Here is an 18200-nt window from a genome sequence, read left to right as displayed (position 1 = left end):
CGCCGGGATTGCCCCGACCCACCATCTGCATGTTCTGCTGAAAAAAGCGGAGGCACAGAACAAGCCCCTGGAAACAGCGGTCGTTATCGGGAATCACACGGCGGTTCTTCTGGCCTCGCAATTCTATGTCGATCTTGGACACGATGAATACGAAATTGCCGGCAGACTGCTTGGAGAACCATTGAAACTCGTCAAATGCAAGTCGATAGACTTGGAGGTTCCGGCCGACGCGGAAATAGTTCTGGAAGGAGTTCTCCATGGCGACAACCTGGTGGACGAAGGACCTGTTTCGGAATTTCACGGCTTTTACGAGCTCTACGGTCCCGGCAACAAGATGTTCATAAAAACCGTTACCCATCGTCGTAACCCTGTCTACCAGGCAATTCTTCCGGGTTATGCCCCCGAGCACCTTCTCGTCGGCGGTGCAGCCATCGGAGCAACTACCTGTTTCGCCCTGAAGAAAAAAATTCCAAACGTCACCAACGTGTTGATAACAGAGGGCGGCATGGGACGGCTGCACGCCATTATAAGCATGCACCAGCCCAAGGCGGGAGAGGGCAAGCGCGCCATCATGCTGGCCATGGGCCACACCAACCTGCTTAAGCTGATCATTGTGGTTGACGATGACATTGACCCAAACGACTGGACCCAGGTTGAATGGGCCTTGGCCGCCAGAATGAGGGGTGAGGAGGATATCATGATAATACCCGGGGTGAAGGCCGATCGCTGCGACCCCCTAGAAAAAGACTTGACGATTACCAAGGTCGGAATAGTCGCAACCAGAAAACCCAGTGATTCCCTGTCACCGGAGAAATTCATCCCTGCCAGGGCACCGGAACGAATTCTTGCCCAGGTAAAAGAAACATTGGATAGATATTGATCTTTTGCTTTTTTTAAACGCAAACCGCAAAAGAAAAACAGAGTTATTCGGGAGAACAACAATGCATTTACACTTTATTGGTGAATTTTGTTTCTCCGACATTGGTCATTAGCTTTCCCAAATTCAGTCATTGGTTGCCAAATTTACTTTGCATTAATTCAGTATGTAACAGTTTGCTACTGAAAATCGATAATAATAATTATGTATGGAAAAATATTATGAAAATATATGACTCCGTAATAAAAGGCAATATCGTTACCAGGGATGAGATTATCCAGGGCGGTTATATTGCAATCAAGGATGAAACTATTGCCCAAATTGGGAGTGGTGATCTGCCTGAAGCTGAAAAGATATTTGACGAGAACGGATCATTTGTTTTGCCTGGAGGTATAGATTCACAGGTTCACAGTTTGAGCCAGAAAGGGCGTGAAGGGTTTGCATGGTCGACACGTTCAGCAGCAAGCGGTGGAATAACAACCATTGTTGATATGCCGTATGATGATGGCAGTTTGATCTGCAACCGTGAACGCTTTCAGGCTAAAATAGAAGATGTGCACCAAAATGCCCGAGTGGATGTCGCTCTTTATGCCACAATCGATCCAGAAGAAGGCACGCGACGCATAGCTGAACTGGTTGAAGCAGGGGCCGCTGGATTTAAATTTTCCACATTTGGAACTGACCCTAAACGATTTCCCCGTATTCCAAGCTTTTTACTATTTGAATGCTTTAAAGAAATAGCCAAGTATAAGCTGGTTGCCGGCGTCCATAACGAAAATGAAGAAGCTGTCAATCATTACCTGGACCAAGTAAAACAATCCAGGTTAACTGATTGGAGTGCACATGCTCTGAGCCGGCCGAAAATAACAGAAACACTTGCCATGGCAGAAATTTACGAATTGGCGGCAGAAGCCGGCTGTCGCGGGCATGTGGTTCATTGTTCGGTTGGCAGGGGCTATGAAATGTGCGCTGGCTACCGGAGCCGGAATGTTGACACAACCATTGAAGCATGTATTCATTATTTAACCTTGAATCATGAAGAGCATGCCCCAGTATTAAAAGGCCTTTGCAAAATCAATCCACCTATCCGACCCAAAGCGGAAGTCGAAGCAATTTGGCAACATTTAAAAAACGGCAATGTGACAGTTGTTTCTACTGATCATGTCAGCTGGTCCCTGGATCGCAAATCCGATCCTGATATGTTGAAAAATGCCTCAGGAGCACCTGGCTTGGAAGCAATTTACCCTTTGTTGCTCACCGGTTGTAAACATCACGAGGTACCACTACAAATAGCAGCGGCAGTCATGGCAGAAAATCCCGCGAAACTGTTCAACTTATACCACAAAAAAGGGGTGCTGGAAGTTGGAAAGGATGCCGACATCTCAGTTTTTAAGGAATCTCCCTATCAGTACAATCCGAGAGAAAGCGGTAACAACATTTCAGAATGGAGCCCTTACGAAGGAATGACCCTTGATTTTAAACTCACTAAAGCATTTCTCAGGGGTAAGCTGGTATGTGACAATGGTGTTATTCTTGCCAAACGGGGCAATGGAAGGTTTGTTAAACCAGTTGCAGGATAATGACATGAAAGTGAATTGTGAACGATTGTGGGCCACACATATGGATGCAGCCGAGTTTACTGAACTCGGATCTCCTTATACAAGGAGATCATTTACCCCACAATATAGAGAAATGAGGAATTGGTTGACCGATGCTTTTCTTGAGGCCGGCCTGAAAGTAAAAACTGATGGTGCTGGAAATTTACATGGTATCTATTCGGGCACCTCAGATAGAAATTTTGTTGTTGGTTCCCACACCGATACTGTACCTTGCGGCGGGCGATTTGACGGAATCAGCGGGGTCCTGACATTTCTGGAAATCGCCCGATGCATGAAAGAAGCTGGATTTATACCGTGCAAGAACATTGTTGGTATTGACTTCTTGGCTGAAGAGCCATCGGAGTTTCGGCTATCATGTATTGGCAGCCGTCTGGCGACCGGCAACTTCACAAATGAGATGCTAAATTTGCAGCACAGGGAATCTGGGATGCTACTGTCGGAAGCCATCCAAGAATGGGGAGGGAATCTCTCTCTCTTGTCACCTGGTTGTCCTCTATTTGATACAGCCACGTTTGACGGTTTCCTGGAACTGCACATAGAGCAGGGGCCAGTTCTGGAAAATGAGAATCTCGATGTGGGGTTGGTAACCGGTATTTGTTCCGTTACTCGCTATGATTTCTCAGTGCAGGGAAGAGCCGATCATGCGGGCAACACTCCTATGGACACGCGTTCAGATGCCGTTGTAGCTGCTTCAAAAGTAATTGATGCCATTTCAGAAATAGCGCAAGGTACACTCTCCCAAAAAACTTACTTTACAGCTACCGTTGGTAAGGTTGATATATTTCCAAACGGATCTAATATCATAGCAGAACGAGTTGATTTCACACTTGATATTCGTTCTGAGGACAATCTCCTCGTCCAGGAATGTCTGGAATCCATATTCGCCTCGGCGTCCGCAATTGCAAAGCTGACTAACACGACCATCGAGCACATAAAAATTAGTCAAGGACGGCCATCGATAAGTGATGGGACCCTGCTATCAGTTCTTGAAAAAAAAGCAAAAGAATTGGGACTTGGTTATACAAAAATGTTAAGCGGTGCAGGTCATGATGCTGCATATATGTCAACTATTATGCCCATGGCAATGATCTTTATTCCATGCAAGGGCGGTCGCAGTCACTCTAATTCCGAGTATAGCTCTAAACATCAAATTGAAAAGGGGGCCAATTTACTCTTAAAATCCTTAGTAGAATTGACATCATGAATATAACAATATTTAGAAGTCTGGTGTGGATTTGGCCTGGCTCAACGATCGCATACCCGTCACAAAACATCCGTGGAGATATTACATTCACCACTACATCAACGAGCCAGGCTAGAACGTCTTCCAAATGTTTGTCGACATTTTTTTCTTTCATGAAGGTGAGGTAATACATGTGTAATGAAAAAAAACATAAGACCATTTCAGTATACTCTTCCGTAGGTACCGTTTTGTCACATGATATTACGCAGGTACTTCCAGGGAAATCAAAAAGTGCTATTTTTAAACGTGGCCATGTAATCTCTGAGCAGGACATACCGGTCCTAGAAAGTTGCGGAAAATTAAACCTCCTTGTCCTAGATCTCGACGAGGAAACGATCCATGAGGACGAAGCGGCGCTACGTATAGCCCGGACAGTTTGCGGTAAAGGGCTCAGATACTCTCCTCCTTCTGAGGGAAAGTCGGATATTTCAGCAGAAGTGTCGGGGGTTCTTAAAGTAGATATTTCTGCTCTTATGAAAATCAACAGCCTGGGGGACGTTTGTCTTGCCACAAGGAAATCAACAATTCCTGTTAAAAAAAATCAACAGGTGGCTGGAACGAGGATTATTCCGTTGACGATCGATTCTTCAAGGCTTGATTATGTGGATAATCTCGTAGCTAAAACCGGACCAGTCATCAATATTCTACCCTATAAGAATATGAAAGTTGCCGCAATAGTGACCGGAAGTGAAATTGCTACCGGACTCATTGAAGATCAGTTTGAAAACTACGTTGGAAAAAAGATTCAGGAATACAATGCAGAACTTATTTTTAAAGAGCTAGCAACTGACAGTGTTGACGTTATTGCAAAGAAAATCAGGGAAGCCAAAGAGGCTGGCGCAGAAATAATACTGTTAACAGGTGGCCTTTCCATTGACGCTGATGACGTAACTCGACAAGGTGTTCGGGCAGCGGGTACAACCATACAACTTTACGGAACCCCCGTTTTACCAGGCGCTATGTTTCTCATTGGATACCTTGATGGTGTTACCGTTCTTGGGCTGCCTGCTTGCGTTTTTCACAGTCACATAACCCTGTTCGATCTTGTTTTTCCACGCGTTCTGGCGGGCGAAAAAATTTCACCCGAAGAAATATATTCCTTAGGCCATGGCGGGCTGTGCTTAAATTGTCCCACATGTGTTTTTCCCAACTGCAGTTTTGGGAGATAAAATTATATGTTAACAAAACTTCCGATTATTATAAAAGGAGGTGGTGAAATGGCCTCCGGGATTGCATGGCGTCTGTTTCGTAGTGGCTTTAAAAACATTATCCTGCTTGATATAGAAAATCCTATGGCCGTAAGAAGAACTGTCTGCTTTTGTGAGGCTATTTATGATGGTAGAAAAACTGTTGATGGCGTGCATGCAGTACTTGCTCAAAGAGATATCGAAATCGATAAAACGTTAAACGACAACTGTATACCTGTTGTGATAGATCCAGATTGGGAGACAATTTTAAAACGCAAACCCAAAGTGATAATTGATGCTATTTTAGCAAAAAAAAATCTCGGTACCCGTATTGATGATGCTGAACTGGTTATTGGACTAGGTCCAGGTTTTTATGCCGGCTCTGATGTAGATATGGTGATAGAAACCCATCGAGGTCCCAATTTTGGACGGGTGATTTTTAACGGCGAAGCTTCTAGGGATACTGGTATTCCAGCAAATGTGATGGGATATGATGTTGAGAGAGTTATCAGGGCTCCAGCATCGGGCAGGATACAATGTGCAGTTCAAATTAATGATGCTGTTAAAGCGGGAGATGTCATTGGTACTGTTCAAAAAAAAGCGGTTAAAGCTCTTATAAATGGCACTGTCAGAGGATTGATAAGAAACAATATCTTTGTAGAAAAAAACGTTAAAATTGGAGATATTGAACCAAGGGAAAATGTCAATAATATGCTGGTATCCGATAAAAGTCTCGGACTTGGTGGGGCTGTGCTGGAAGCAGTATTGTCGAGGTTCAATATTTGATTTCAAGGTGAAGTATGCGCGAAATATTAGATAGTTTGGTTAGTGAGTTGAAACAACAGCAGACTGTTGTGATTGCGGTTATTATTCGCAGTGCAGGCTCCGCACCAAGGACCTTAGGTGCTAGAATGCTGGTTCGTAAAGATGGTTCAGTGGATGGAACAATTGGCGGAGGGGCGTTAGAGGGAAAATGCATTCAAAAAGCTCGTGATATATTTTTAAGTTCTGCTCATTATCTGGAAGTCGATTATTCTCTCAGTTCACCCGATGCAGCTGAGCTTGGGATGGTATGCGGAGGCTCTGTATCTTTGCTGATGCAAAAAATTGAACCTGATATGTTGGAAACTTTTGTCTCGCTGCAAGCAGATTGTCGTCAAGGAAAACATCCAGCCTTGTTAACCATTTTGCCCCAAAATGGAAATTCTCCTCATTTAATTCCATTCTGCGAATCTCGTAAAATTACATCATTAGATGAAAAAATCGTCACCACGTTAAATAGGGATATTGGTCGCGCACCGTATCTGTTACACACTGAAAAGTCAGAAATATTTGTTGAACCTCTAGCTTCGCCCAGTGTTGTATTTGTAATCGGAGCAGGACATGTCGGATATGCTACGGCAAAACTCGCTGCATTTGCCGACTTTGAGGTTGTGGTGATTGATGATAGAGATGAATTTGCTAATGCTGACAGGTTTGAAAATGTCAAAGAGATAAAAATTGTTGAATGTTTTTCTCATTGTTTCAGTGAGTTGTCGGATGATGATTATGTCGTGATTGTCACTCGAGGTCATCTTCATGATAAAGATGTACTTGCGCAGGCTCTGAAGACGAAGGCTGGTTATATTGGTATGATAGGTAGCACAAAAAAGCGTAACTTTGTGTACCAGTCACTCGTTGAAGAAGGGTTTAGCCAAAATGATTTCAACCGAGTAAGCAGTCCAATTGGACTTGATATCGGCGCCGATACTCCTCATGAAATAGCATTGAGCATTGTCTCCGAGTTGGTGAAAACTCGTTCGAAAAAGAGAGTTGAGGCTGCCACAAAAAGGCATTCATATCTGCGTTAGTCACTACATTTTAATCCCACCGTCACACCATCCGAATACCATAGGTAGCTATATTGGGGAAATCACAGGCATCACCCATATCCATTTATAAACATTATAACTTGTTCCTTTTTCTTGGCGAAGTTAATTGATTGTATTAATCCGCACGTCGGATAGCGTACATTGGGCACCGTTTATATCTTGCTTAAATTGCGTCAAAAGTGAGTGCTAGCTCTGCTTTGTCAATGTTCGCCAACCAGGTTTCGTCTTAATAAGCAGTTACACAATTTTATTTACAGACTCTATCTAATTAAGCTGTCAATTCTTTTACTTCCCCTTGTTTCCTTCATTAGTCCATTGTGTATTGTGCTATCAAATGCTCATCCAATTCAACACCTAAGCCGATGCAATCTGGAACATTCACGTAACCATCCTTAAAAGGGAGGAGGTTTTTTACCAGCCTTGTGAAAAGGGGGCTGGAGCTACGTGAGTATTCCATTAAATCACCGTCAGGAGTACTAGCGAGGAACTGGACAGTCGCTGCGATCAGGATTCCAGTGCTGAATCCGTGAGGGACCAGTTTAGCGCCATGCATCGTTGCCAGGTCGCTGATCTTGCGCATCTCGGAAATTCCACCACAACGCGTGATATCTGGCTGAACGATATCCGGTTGGGCATATTGGAGGAAATCGTTAAATTCGTAACGGGTGGTCAACGATTCTCCACCTGCGGTTTTAGCTCCCGATACACCTGACAGTTTGGCATAGGCTTTCATGTCATCGGCCAGCACAGGTTCTTCTATCCAGTTTAATTTGAATTCTTCGAGACGCTTGAACATACCGAGAGCCCTACCATAGGTTTTCCACTTTGAACCAAGATCAATCTGGAGTTCAAAATCATCCCCCAGCTCTTCCCGCACAGCCTTGATGATTTCATAATCGGTATCGTCGTTGTCTCCAAAGATACCGCCTCCAAATTTCAAACTGGTGAAACCCTCGTTTTTAAACTTACGGGCAACAGCCCTGTTTTCATCCGGAGTGTTGGCAGGTATAAAGGTTCCATACGCGCGAATTCTATCCCTATACTTCCCTCCCAGTAGGATATGAATAGGAACCTGATAATACTGAGAAGCAATATCCCACAGAGCAATATCAACCGCACTTATAGCGTGGATTCCAACACCTCTCCTGCCCAAATAGTTGGAGCTCCAATACATCTTGTCCCAGATCCTTTGGATTTCCAAAGGATTTTCTCCCAGGAGAAGTTCTTTTAGACCATAGCAGTAAAGGTTTGACCCCGGAGCCTCTATTACTGCTTTCACAACGAGTGGTGAGCTATCACTCTCCCCCCAACCAACAAGTCCTGTATCAGTGATAACTTTTATTAGGACAGCGTCTTCTCCCCACTCACAGAATTCTTGATAAGCTGGCACTCGCAGACAAATTACTTGCACATCCTGAATTTTCACTTTCCGGGCTCCTGCTTTTGAATAATGTTAAAAATGAGTTCACTTGTTTGGATCACTAAGTGGCAAAGCTAAACTGCACTCATTTTATTATACTATTCATTAAAGTCCTAACCTCTGTCCGATGCAATGTTTTTGTAAAATTATAGTTGGTAAATTGTAAATTTGGACCAGTGTTGAAGATATTGGGAGTGCCAGGCTAAGACGATCATTGATCCGCGATCATTGTGTGTGAAAAAATCTTGGCTTTTAGATAATTCCTAAAACCCCAACACTCCCTAACAAGCTTTCGCCTTAGTAGATGAAAGATACCATTATTTTTGACTACTTCAAGACTCAGTTTCTGAGGCACGCAGATCGATTATGAGATATTTTGACTGATACAACCGATGTCGACCGCATTCAGCTCTTAACAGACAGACACCGGGCGAGACCTATTGTGAAAAATTGCCAGCCAGGACTTGCCGGTGTAAATCCTGGCTGGTTTTCCACTTAAAAAAATGAAAAACTGTTCAAATGATCTGAGCCACCTCTGTTTGGACAAATCAAGAGTTCCTTGCAATATATTCTTTGAGCAAGGTGTTGCTGATATACCATACTTGACACAAAGGGGTGAAAAATAATAGTCAAGAATATCGGCATCCAGCGTCCTTTTTTCTTGACACACCACAGGAAAACTACTATAAACTCGGCGACCAACCACTAAGAGCTGGGGGATGGTCTAATGGTAAGGCGGCGGACTCTGACTCCGCTTATCGGGGTTCGAATCCCTGTCCCCCAGCCAGCGAATAAGCAGTAAGCCACATTTTCTCCCATCCATTTTGTCCCAGGGATTTGACTTTTTCATTTGTCAGGACAAAACACTTGTGTGCCGTACGACAAAGAACTCAATAGACCGAGCCGGCAATGAAGAAGACTGTATTGGCAACTATGCTATTGATGGTTTCCGTTCAATGGTCGCCAGCTGCAACCACGAAGGGAGAACATCCTGCGTGTGTCTCAGAAGAGGCGCTGGATGAATTTACCCAACCAATTGTGAGCAACAACGAAGAGAGCTCAAATTACATACTCAGTCGCACCTGCATAATAACGAGAAGCGGCTTAAAAATCTCTGTTCTGAAAAGGTCGTGGACGATATCAAAAATAATGGTATATCTCAGGGATTGGGCGCCGGTGATGTGGACGAGTAACGAAAACATCCAGGAATGAATCATTGTGCGGCGGCCATACCTGCCTGGTTGCCGCTTGTCATTTCCAACTCCCTCTTTGAGTTCCACACAAATTGGTATAATTCGCTGTTCCTGATCGTTGTTTTCTCTGATTGCGAAGCTTCTTCTGGCAATTGCCACTAATCAATTCTGCAACGACAACCGATCCCGCCAGGGCTACGAACCACCAGAAGGGCTTGGCCTTAATGCAGAATAGTTCGAACATCCGGCAATCAAACGCGTTACACAGATTCTATTTATTGTCCGCCTGACCATTACCCAGGAGGGGAAATAATAGATTTTATGGTATAGTGCCGACATGAAAAAACAAGATGCCAGAAAACTATCGCAGGAGATTCAGCAATACAATCGCGACCAGGCTATCCGTTTGTTCAAGGCAGGAAGAAAGCGGAAAGATATTGCTAAAATCATAGGTGTCAGCTACTCCGCCGTCTGCAAGTGGATTTCAATTTGGGAGGCCGGCGGCAGAAAAGCAATCGTTCTCAAGAAACGGGGCAGGAGCTCAGAGTCCCAGCGGCTTTTAACGGCAGCTCAGGAGAAAGCGCTGAAGAAGTTGCTGGTCGATAAAAACCCAAAGCAACTCAAGCTTCCTTTTGCCCTCTGGAATCGAAAAGCCATCCAGTCCGCGGTGTATCAGATATGGAGGGTGAAGATTGCCCTGCGAACTATCGGTGATTACATGAAGCGGTGGGGACTTACACCTCAGAAACAGATCAAAAGAGCATATGAACGCAGCCCAAAAGCCATACAGAAATGGCTGGATGAAACCTACCCCGAGATAAAGGCACGGGCAGCAATTGAGAATGGTGAGATTTACTGGGGTGATGAGACCGGGGCTCGCAATGACTGCAATCACAGTCAACCCTCTGCCCCCAAAGGTAAAACTCCCATAGTAGAGATCAATCCGAAGCGTTTTTCAATAAACATGATCTCCGCTACCAACAACCAGGGTCTGGTTCGATTCATGATGAACAACACAACCAAAAACGCCAGAGTGCTGCTGCGTTTTATGAAAAGGCTGATAAAGGACTCTGGCCGCAAGGTCTTCTTGGTATTGGATATTTTGCCGGTTCACCATGCAAAACTGGTGAGAAAGTGGCTGAAACGGCATGAAAATCAGATTGAAGTGTTCTATCTTCCGTCATACTCGCCGGAACTCAACCCGGATGAGCACTTGAATTATAACCTCAAGACAGGTTAAGAATCATCTTCGCCACCAAGGACAAAGGAAGAGCTGAAAAACAAAAATTCTTGGACACATACGAATACTGCAACGCAAGCCACAGCAGGTGGTCAATTATTTCGACCATCCGCCAATCAAAGACGCCGCATAGATTTCTACTATTTACCCGCCGGATAAATAACAGTGGTGGCCAACGCTGTGTACGAGATGCACCAAACTCTGTTTAACTCTGTTGTGTCCGGTGCCCCGTCACTCCCCTTTTCTCTTCGGAAGCGACGATGCGGGGGGGGGCGCCCCTCCGATTCATGGCGACGCGGCCGCCATGAACGCTGGTAACGCTGCACAATAAAGAGAGGCTTTGCGGGGATTCAGCGGCACACTGTGGGCAAACCTGCTTACTCCTGCTAACCTTTAATGTACTGCTTAAATTCGTCCGATGGTTCTCGGTCTGAATAAATGTAAATTGAATTTCCAATCGGATCCGTGACAGAGAACCCCCTGTCGCCCCAAGGGTGATCTTCCAGCGGCATGACTACTGATAGCCCAGCGGCCATTAAGCGTTGATATTCTGCATCAACATCATCGACCGCGAAATTCAAAGTTACTCCGACACCGGCATAAACAGGCATATCACCTTGCGGTTCCATAAACTGAATGGTGGCACCTTGGCTGCCAATGACCATATTGAGATACCATCCGCAGTCAAAAGTTATCTTGGCGCCGAGATATTTCTGGTAAAAGTCCCTGCACTGACCAACATTCTTTGTACAAAAACATGACGATAACTGTGTTATGTCCATGATCCCTCCCTGAGGTTAAACCACACCATCGACCAACGCCACGCGACGGCGGCCCATCTTAATCCGTTTGTCATGTCTGGTTTCGCTTATAAACATGGTTTGCTATGGTATGGCCTTTAAAATCAAACGTTAAGCCACCGATCCGGCGGAAACCCAGGTGTTTATAAAACTCATTTGACTCGTTCTCTACCCAGGTATAGAGCCAAAAAACGTTACCAAACCTTTCGGCCACCTCGGTGAGAAGCGTGCGGCCCAGCCCCTGGCCTTTAAACTTCTCGTCTACGTACAATTTCTCAATTTCAAAACCATTTTCCCGAGTTTCAAAATAAGAGTCCAGATTCACCATTACAAACCCCTGCAGCACTCCATCACACGCACTTACAAGTAATCGGTAGTCGACATTGCTGAGGAGCCCAATGAAATACTCTTCGGTGAAATTTGAAAGCACATATTTTGCGTACTCGTTTCGCATACCATCGACAGCATATGTGTCGAGCCAGATTTTAATAGACAATGCCGCCAGGGCAACACAGTCCTCTGGTTTTGCTTCCCTGATCATATTTTCACATATAGTGCATAATCACGGTGCCGACCAACGCCATGTACCCGCTAAGCAAGCTTTGCCTGACTGCGCTGTGCATGATACCTTGGTCAAATTCCATGTTCACTCTCGTAGAACGACACAAAGGGTTTGATAAAGTAGTTACCGCGATTCATGGCGCCCCAGCGGTCGACATTAACAAGTAATTCCATGGAATCTTCAATCTCCGCAATGTAACGGATTCTCCAGAATGCCAATTTCCTTTATTAATTGGCATGTGTTTAGAAATATTGCTCCATCAACACCACATAACATACTATAAACTATCTCATTATGTCATGACTATCTTTGCAAGTTGTTAGAATAAGCAAACGAATGACAGCGCCGACCTCGACATAGCGTTGCCAACTATTTATTCCAGCCCTCCTGTTTTCCTGGCAGTTTTTCCCGCTTGACAGTTATTGTAATACGAACAAACTGGATTAGTATACAGAAGTCCGACGCCACCGTTTTTTGTTTCAATATCTGGACAATATCAGCAAAGTGACATTTAACCATTTTGAAATGGGGGAAGAATAAAATGGCTATCCTGGAATACTACAAAAAAGAGAGGGTAAAATTTCTTGATCAATGTATTCAATGTGGTGTTTGCGCAGATAACTGTCCGATATTACCCTATACAGATTTAAAAGAACCAGCGCCAAAAATCCAGGAAGCCGTTTTTGACAGCGTTGAAAATGGGACCTTTAACCATTTAGCCTACACAAAAGCATTTGCCTGTATGGAATGTTTCAGATGCACAACGGATGTCTGTCCCCAAGACCTCAATCCCATGTTGATAAATGAACTGATAAAAGGAGTGTTTATCTCCCAAGGCATGGCACCATCTCATTTTAGTGACAGTCAGGGGGCTGAAAGTCCCCAGCGGATAATTGCCCGTGTACAGGTTTCGGAAAACGAATACCAGCGCATCACGACCACCTCCCCGAAACAGGAGGTGGAATATGTCTTTTTCCCAGGCTGCAATGTATACTTCCAGCCGGAAAAAATACTGAATGCGCTGGATATCATGGATTACATAGGCGACTCATATGCATTCCTTCCGGGACTTGATAATTGTTGCGGTGACAACCAATTGTTCTTCGGGCTGCAGCAACAGGGAAGCCTTACTGCAGATAAACTCATAGCCAAGCTGTGCGGTTACAATCCGAAAGCCATAATCCTATGGTGCCCCACCTGTCATTGCCGGTTCCACAAATACATAGCTTCCTCAACAGATGTGCAGTTCAAGGTCATTTCTTTTCCTCAATATTTGGCGGGAAATATTAAGAAGCTACCGCTGGCTGAAGACTCAGCCGATAAAATCCTGACACTTCACGAACCGTGTAAATCAGCCTATACAGGAACAGACCCGGACGGACCACGACAGGTACTTTCACAACTGCCCAATGTCGAGCTAAAAGAAATGGAGCATCATGGTGCCAATACGCTATGTTGTGGCAGCGGAGCCGCTTGCTGGTTCCCTGACAGTTGTTCACAAATCCAATCGTACAGGCTACGGGAAGCAAAACAAACCGGGGCTAAGCAAATGGTTACGATCTGTCATTATTGCAACCAAACCTTTGCATCCAAAGCAACTGGACTTGATATTGAAGTTGTCAATTATGTAAATCTTATTGCTGAGTTAATGGGCATTCATCGTCAAGACAAATACAAAAAATATGCTCACTGGAATGATCTGGAATTAATTCTCAACGATATCGGATCAAATATAGAGGACACTCCTTTTGAAAGAGAAAAAATCATCGCGACCCTGAGATCTCTGTTTGTAAAATAATCATTCTTGGAAGCAAAAAACATATATGGAATTTACAGGGGACGAAGTATAAAAAACGTCCAGTTATCTCATATGGCAATCCGGCGGATATCCAAACCTGAATCAACAACCAAAGAGCTTATAAATATAACAAGTTACCATTGACTATGTAATGTTATCTATCCGCCACCTGAAGATATGAGATTTTTCTCGCACCCAGCAAAATCGAGCACCGATCCGTCCTGCTATACGCTGTGCTTTCTCACTTCTTGCACAAGACGATGCTTGATGACCGGGGCATCAAGCTCGATAACAGGAACCGAGATATTGCCACTCTCGCATTTGCAAACGATGACAGTCATTTTACAAAGGGAGTGGTCTGAAAAGGCCGGGTCAAAATTCATCCCCTGGGAAACGGAAAAATCTTTCATTTCCTTGTAGATAATGCCGTCAAGTTGAGACCGGACTTCATCGACGGTAGCAAAAGAACGAGTACTCAGCACCAGGTGGTGAACCACTGGAGTTTGTGAATTTCCTTTAAAAATCTGTGATGGTATCACCGAAAAACAGGATTCGTCCCCCGCCCGGAGAAGATCAGTATCCAGAGACGTCTCGATTACCTTGGTCAAGAGGTTTTGCCCCCGGTCCACCGAGCAGACATACCCCCTTTTCTGGTTCAGGACTATGCCTGCTCCATCCATCGTACCATTATCAGGCCGAATGCTTACCGGATTCCATTGGTCTAAGCGGGACAGGATACTTTTTTTCATGTCATGGGTATATCCTCACCACCATGAAACTCCTGACCGGTGACGTCTCCAAGGCGTCAAGCCGCCCCTGGGATACAAAACCCTGGCAGGGTTGGAATTTAAAGCTATACGTCTGATGCCAACTCCGCAGAGTTGACGAATTACTATAACTCTGTTTGTCATTTACCGTCAGTTATTTTATAAAATAAATTACAAAATAACTGACGGTAAATGCGATTCATGACACAACACACTTAACGTTTGGAAATATATACGATTAACAACACCATACCCGGCCAAACACAGGGGTGGCCAGAAAAGCGATCTCTTGCAGATTTGTATCAGGGAGCTTTCATGGCGCCAAGGTTGAAGTGCAGGTTATGGTTCCTGTTATTTTTCGGGCATTCCTTACATCTTTTCCCCAGGACACCTCTGAACCGGTACTACTATAAAAATCAAACGTCACTAGTCAGTCAAGATAAATAATTTATCAATTTAATTGAGCGGGAAATAACATTTAAATGGACTCGAACCTGCCGATATGATATCGAATATACAGTGGATGTTTTTTTGTGGCTGGGAGTGCGTGTGCTTTCTTTTAGTTGAAATCCGATCAATATCACTTCTTTACTGAGGAGGCGCTATGGCAGAGCAACAAGGTGATCAAGTAGTTGTTGACGTTGGCAAATGGGAATGGTCCGAACTGTGGAAAAAGGAAGACTGGTGGGCGGTATGGCTGGGCTTCTTTCTCCTGCTGATGGGTATTATAGTCTATTTCCCGCATACATCGCAGATGCATGGAAAGCTTACGGAAATAGAAGGAAAATATTTAGCCGATGCCCAGAAAACCGACAAGTTCAGGACCATTGGCTGGTATCAACTCAATGATGCCAAAAATGATGTTAAAGTCAAAAGTACATCAATAGGCAAATGGTTATCCACCTTTTCCAAGAAGCCCCACGGCTGGAAATCTAACCCCGTGGACGCATTTATCATGAGCGAGACGGCGGCCGATGCCAAAAACGCGGCTGCAATGCCCAAGTATGAAAAGGCTCATGCGGCCGAGCAAGAGGCCCTGGCTGTCGCACAGGCTGCCGAAGCAGCCGCCGAGGCTGCAGGATTTAGCGATGCAGCGCTCAATGAAGAAGCCAAGCAATCGATTGCGAACTGGCGAAACGCTTGGCTTGCGGCAAGTAAAGCAAAAGGCAAAACCAAGGCCAAGCCGTATAATCAGATTGGTTGGCTAATCATGCTCGGCATCTGTTTTGCTCTCTTTTTCGGCATCGGTACAGCAGCAATGGGGCAGCCGTTCAAGGAGTTTGTCGTCGGCTTCATCTTTGTCTTTCTCATTACCATACTGGCTTACGTCGCCAGTTCGCAGGCGACCATGAAAGCCTACGGTATCGGCTACGCATTCTGGGCAATATTTTTCGGTATGTTGATCTCCAACACGGTCGGCACACCCGAATGGGCTAAGCCTGCGGTACAGACAGAGTATTATATCAAGACCGGTCTGGTGCTGCTAGGTGCCGGAATTCTGTTTGAAAAGATAATTACCATCGGGACAGCAGGTATCTTCGTAGCGTGGGTCGTCACCCCGACGGTGTGGCTGGTTACCTACTGGGTCGGCCAGAAGATTGTCCGGATACCTTCCAAGCGGCTCAACGCCACGATCTGCTCCGACATGAGCGTGTGCGGAGTGAGCGCGGCGATCGCCACTGCGGCGGCCTGCAAGGCCAAGAAGGAGGAGTTGACCCTGGCGGTCGGCCTGTCCCTGGTTTTCACCTCGATTATGATGATAGTTATGCCCGCCATAATCAAATCCACCTTTCCGGTCGACAAGCAGCTCATCCTGGGCGGCGCCTGGATGGGCGGAACCATCGATGCAACCGGTGCGGTAGCGGCGGCAGGCGCATTTCTCGGGGAAAAGGCTCTTTATGTTGCCGCAACCATCAAAATGATCCAGAACGTCCTTATTGGCGTTATTGCATTCTGCGTAGCGATCTATTTCACTACCAGGGTTGAGATCCAGGAGACCGGCCGTACGGTTGGCGCCATTGAAATCTGGTATCGTTTTCCCAAGTTCGTGCTCGGGTTCATCGCCGCGTCGATCATCTTTTCTCTGCTCTATAGTTCGCTCAACAACCAGGTCAGTGGTCTCGGCCCGGCGATGATAGACCAGGGTGTGGTCAAGGGAATGGGAGACCTGTTCAGGGGCTGGTTCTTCTGTTTGTCGTTCGTAAGCATTGGGCTGGCAACCAACTTCCGTGAACTCAGAGAACATTTTGTCGGCGGAAAACCTTTGATTCTTTATGTTTTCGGCCAGTCATTCAACCTCTGTCTGACGCTGATCGTTGCCTACATCATGTTCTATGTGGTATTTCCTGAATTAACAGCAACGATTTAACACTCATGGGTCCTCTTGCCGGTGATGGATTTGGGGTAAAGAGGACCCATTATCAAAAAAAGTATTCACCGGTCTCAACGCAATGAAGACACATCGCAAAAAGCCGCGAAAGAGCCGCTTTAAATCCTGGACTGTACTGTTCTCGGTCTGCCTGTTCATATATTGTTTCGGGGTCTTCATCGGGCCCTGGCTCATGAAGTATATTTACGGCATGAATAAAATCGTCCAGGTGATCGAGGAGAACGGTATCGATGCCGGCGCGTATTACTATACCGAAATTGAAGGGTCTTATACAGGGCAGCAATACCTGACACAGACCCTGCAGCTGCTGGCACCTGAGCACTACGGACTGACCTTACCGCTTATTTCGGGAATCGTCATCTGCCTGCTCATCCTCTATTTCGGCCTGCGTGCCCTGCCCCAATGATCAACCATGGGTACTGAACTAGACCGCAAAAAGGAGCTCATCCTCGGTCACGAACAGGATTTTGCCAAGCAGGTGGCCGGGGAGATCATCGACAAACCGCAACTGGCGCTGTGGATGATCCTGATCCCTATCTTTTTCGTCTTTTATTATTTTCAGCTCAAGCGGTACCGAAACGGGTTGCAGGACTTCAGCAGCAATTTTCTCGTCACGAGACAGAGGACTCTTGATGCGGTGGTGGAATCGGTTGCCGCCAACAAGCCCGTAAACCTGGAAAGCGTCATCGAGTTGAGCAGCACCCCGACCGCAGTGCAGCAACAATATCGTGCATGGCTCGATCAACTGGCTGCACACTTTTTGTTGTTGCTCAAGGCTGAAGGCGACAGCTATGAGGAGCTGGTGCGATCGGCTCACGGGAAAAAATCAACGTACCTGGTCGAGTTGAAAAAACTCAATCGGGTCGAAGCCGATTTCAACCGATCCCTGATTTCCCATATCCCCGGCGAGCAGGACACATTCAAGACTGTGATAAGGTCAATGCAGGACTGCGTCAAGAAGATCAGGCACAGACAGGCTGCAGACATCTTTCCCTGATCCCCTTCACTTCCCCGCGCTCGCGTTACCCAAGCCCGACGTAAAAATGACTCGCAACCGGTAATGGTCCTTGGGAGCCAGATCAGCTGCCCCGATTAAAGAAAAGTTTTTCGCGCTGTTGAGTTGACTGGGCTGGCCCCTCACAGAACCGGTCGCCAACACCGGATGGCGGACAAGCCGCTTGATCTCGGATATAAGATACTTAAAAGTATTGATATAAAAGAATTCTTTACTAGT

At 45.6% G+C, this 18200-nt stretch carries 15 protein-coding genes and 1 tRNA gene; 12 read left to right on the top strand and 4 right to left on the bottom strand.

Features of this window, described 5'->3' with window-relative positions:
- The 6 genes from BLQ17_RS18440 to BLQ17_RS18415 all read left to right on the top strand — a co-directional run.
- Positions 1 to 880: UbiD family decarboxylase (locus tag BLQ17_RS18440; protein WP_143005548.1), on the top strand; the 880-nt coding region annotated here is incomplete at its 5' end.
- Between the two features lie 218 nt (positions 881 to 1098).
- Positions 1099 to 2457: a dihydroorotase gene (locus BLQ17_RS18435; protein WP_092225554.1), complete on the top strand. Its 1359-nt coding sequence runs from the start codon at positions 1099 to 1101 to the stop codon at positions 2455 to 2457.
- Positions 2426 to 3700 (top strand): M20 family metallo-hydrolase, encoded by a 1275-nt coding sequence (locus BLQ17_RS18430; protein WP_176761309.1) that lies wholly within the window; start codon positions 2426 to 2428, stop codon positions 3698 to 3700. The genes BLQ17_RS18435 and BLQ17_RS18430 overlap by 32 nt, the downstream gene beginning before the upstream one ends.
- 170 nt (positions 3701 to 3870) lie before the next feature.
- The gene (locus tag BLQ17_RS18425; RefSeq protein WP_092225550.1) at positions 3871 to 4908 is read left to right on the top strand and encodes a molybdopterin-binding protein; all 1038 of its coding nucleotides are present in this window, start codon (positions 3871 to 3873) and stop codon (positions 4906 to 4908) included.
- A 6-nt stretch (positions 4909 to 4914) separates the two neighbouring features.
- Positions 4915 to 5712, top strand: coding sequence for a selenium-dependent molybdenum cofactor biosynthesis protein YqeB (gene yqeB / locus BLQ17_RS18420; RefSeq protein WP_092225548.1), 798 nt, complete (start codon positions 4915 to 4917; stop codon positions 5710 to 5712).
- A 14-nt stretch (positions 5713 to 5726) separates the two neighbouring features.
- Positions 5727 to 6776: an XdhC family aldehyde oxidoreductase maturation factor gene (locus BLQ17_RS18415; protein ID WP_092225546.1), complete on the top strand. Its 1050-nt coding sequence runs from the start codon at positions 5727 to 5729 to the stop codon at positions 6774 to 6776.
- A gap of 328 nt (positions 6777 to 7104) precedes the next feature.
- Here BLQ17_RS18415 and BLQ17_RS18410 read toward each other — a convergent pair whose 3' ends face one another.
- Entirely contained in the window at positions 7105 to 8223 is a 1119-nt protein-coding gene (locus BLQ17_RS18410; protein WP_092225544.1) for a mandelate racemase/muconate lactonizing enzyme family protein, read from the bottom strand.
- 707 nt (positions 8224 to 8930) lie between these two features.
- On the opposite strand from BLQ17_RS18410, the gene BLQ17_RS18405 reads away from it, so the two are divergent.
- Positions 8931 to 9004: transfer RNA gene (locus BLQ17_RS18405), tRNA-Gln, on the top strand.
- A gap of 743 nt (positions 9005 to 9747) precedes the next feature.
- A complete protein-coding gene (locus tag BLQ17_RS18395; RefSeq protein WP_092225540.1) occupies positions 9748 to 10650 on the top strand; it encodes an IS630 family transposase in 903 nt (300 codons plus the stop codon).
- Between the two features lie 386 nt (positions 10651 to 11036).
- Here BLQ17_RS18395 and BLQ17_RS18390 read toward each other — a convergent pair whose 3' ends face one another.
- Together BLQ17_RS18390 and BLQ17_RS18385 are read right to left on the bottom strand one after the other, a co-directional pair.
- Positions 11037 to 11432, bottom strand: coding sequence for a VOC family protein (locus tag BLQ17_RS18390; RefSeq protein ID WP_092225538.1), 396 nt, complete (start codon positions 11430 to 11432; stop codon positions 11037 to 11039).
- Between the two features lie 70 nt (positions 11433 to 11502).
- Entirely contained in the window at positions 11503 to 11991 is a 489-nt protein-coding gene (locus BLQ17_RS18385; protein WP_092225536.1) for a GNAT family N-acetyltransferase, read from the bottom strand.
- 562 nt (positions 11992 to 12553) lie between these two features.
- Here BLQ17_RS18385 and BLQ17_RS18380 point away from each other — a divergent pair.
- Positions 12554 to 13810: a (Fe-S)-binding protein gene (locus BLQ17_RS18380; protein ID WP_092225534.1), complete on the top strand. Its 1257-nt coding sequence runs from the start codon at positions 12554 to 12556 to the stop codon at positions 13808 to 13810.
- Between the two features lie 224 nt (positions 13811 to 14034).
- Here the strand turns inward: BLQ17_RS18380 and BLQ17_RS18375 are convergent, their stop codons facing one another.
- Positions 14035 to 14559 (bottom strand): thiamine pyrophosphate-dependent enzyme, encoded by a 525-nt coding sequence (locus tag BLQ17_RS18375; protein WP_092225532.1) that lies wholly within the window; start codon positions 14557 to 14559, stop codon positions 14035 to 14037.
- A gap of 622 nt (positions 14560 to 15181) precedes the next feature.
- Here BLQ17_RS18375 and BLQ17_RS18370 point away from each other — a divergent pair.
- The 3 genes from BLQ17_RS18370 to BLQ17_RS18360 all read left to right on the top strand — a co-directional run bounded on the left by BLQ17_RS18370 (position 15182) and on the right by BLQ17_RS18360 (position 17963).
- The gene (locus BLQ17_RS18370) at positions 15182 to 16945 is read left to right on the top strand and encodes a YeiH family protein (protein ID WP_092225530.1); all 1764 of its coding nucleotides are present in this window, start codon (positions 15182 to 15184) and stop codon (positions 16943 to 16945) included.
- Between the two features lie 82 nt (positions 16946 to 17027).
- Positions 17028 to 17372 carry a DUF4179 domain-containing protein gene (locus BLQ17_RS18365; protein WP_092225528.1) on the top strand — a complete coding sequence of 115 codons (345 nt, stop codon included), beginning with the start codon at positions 17028 to 17030 and terminating at the stop codon, positions 17370 to 17372.
- Positions 17373 to 17378: 6 nt separating this feature from the next.
- Positions 17379 to 17963 carry an NF038143 family protein gene (locus BLQ17_RS18360; protein ID WP_092225526.1) on the top strand — a complete coding sequence of 195 codons (585 nt, stop codon included), beginning with the start codon at positions 17379 to 17381 and terminating at the stop codon, positions 17961 to 17963.
- Positions 17964 to 18200 lie beyond the last annotated feature (237 nt).

The organism is Desulforhopalus singaporensis, from assembly GCF_900104445.1.
GTDB classification, from domain to species: Bacteria; Desulfobacterota; Desulfobulbia; order Desulfobulbales; family Desulfocapsaceae; genus Desulforhopalus_A; species Desulforhopalus_A singaporensis.
This window is presented reverse-complemented; position numbering and strand designations above follow the sequence as displayed.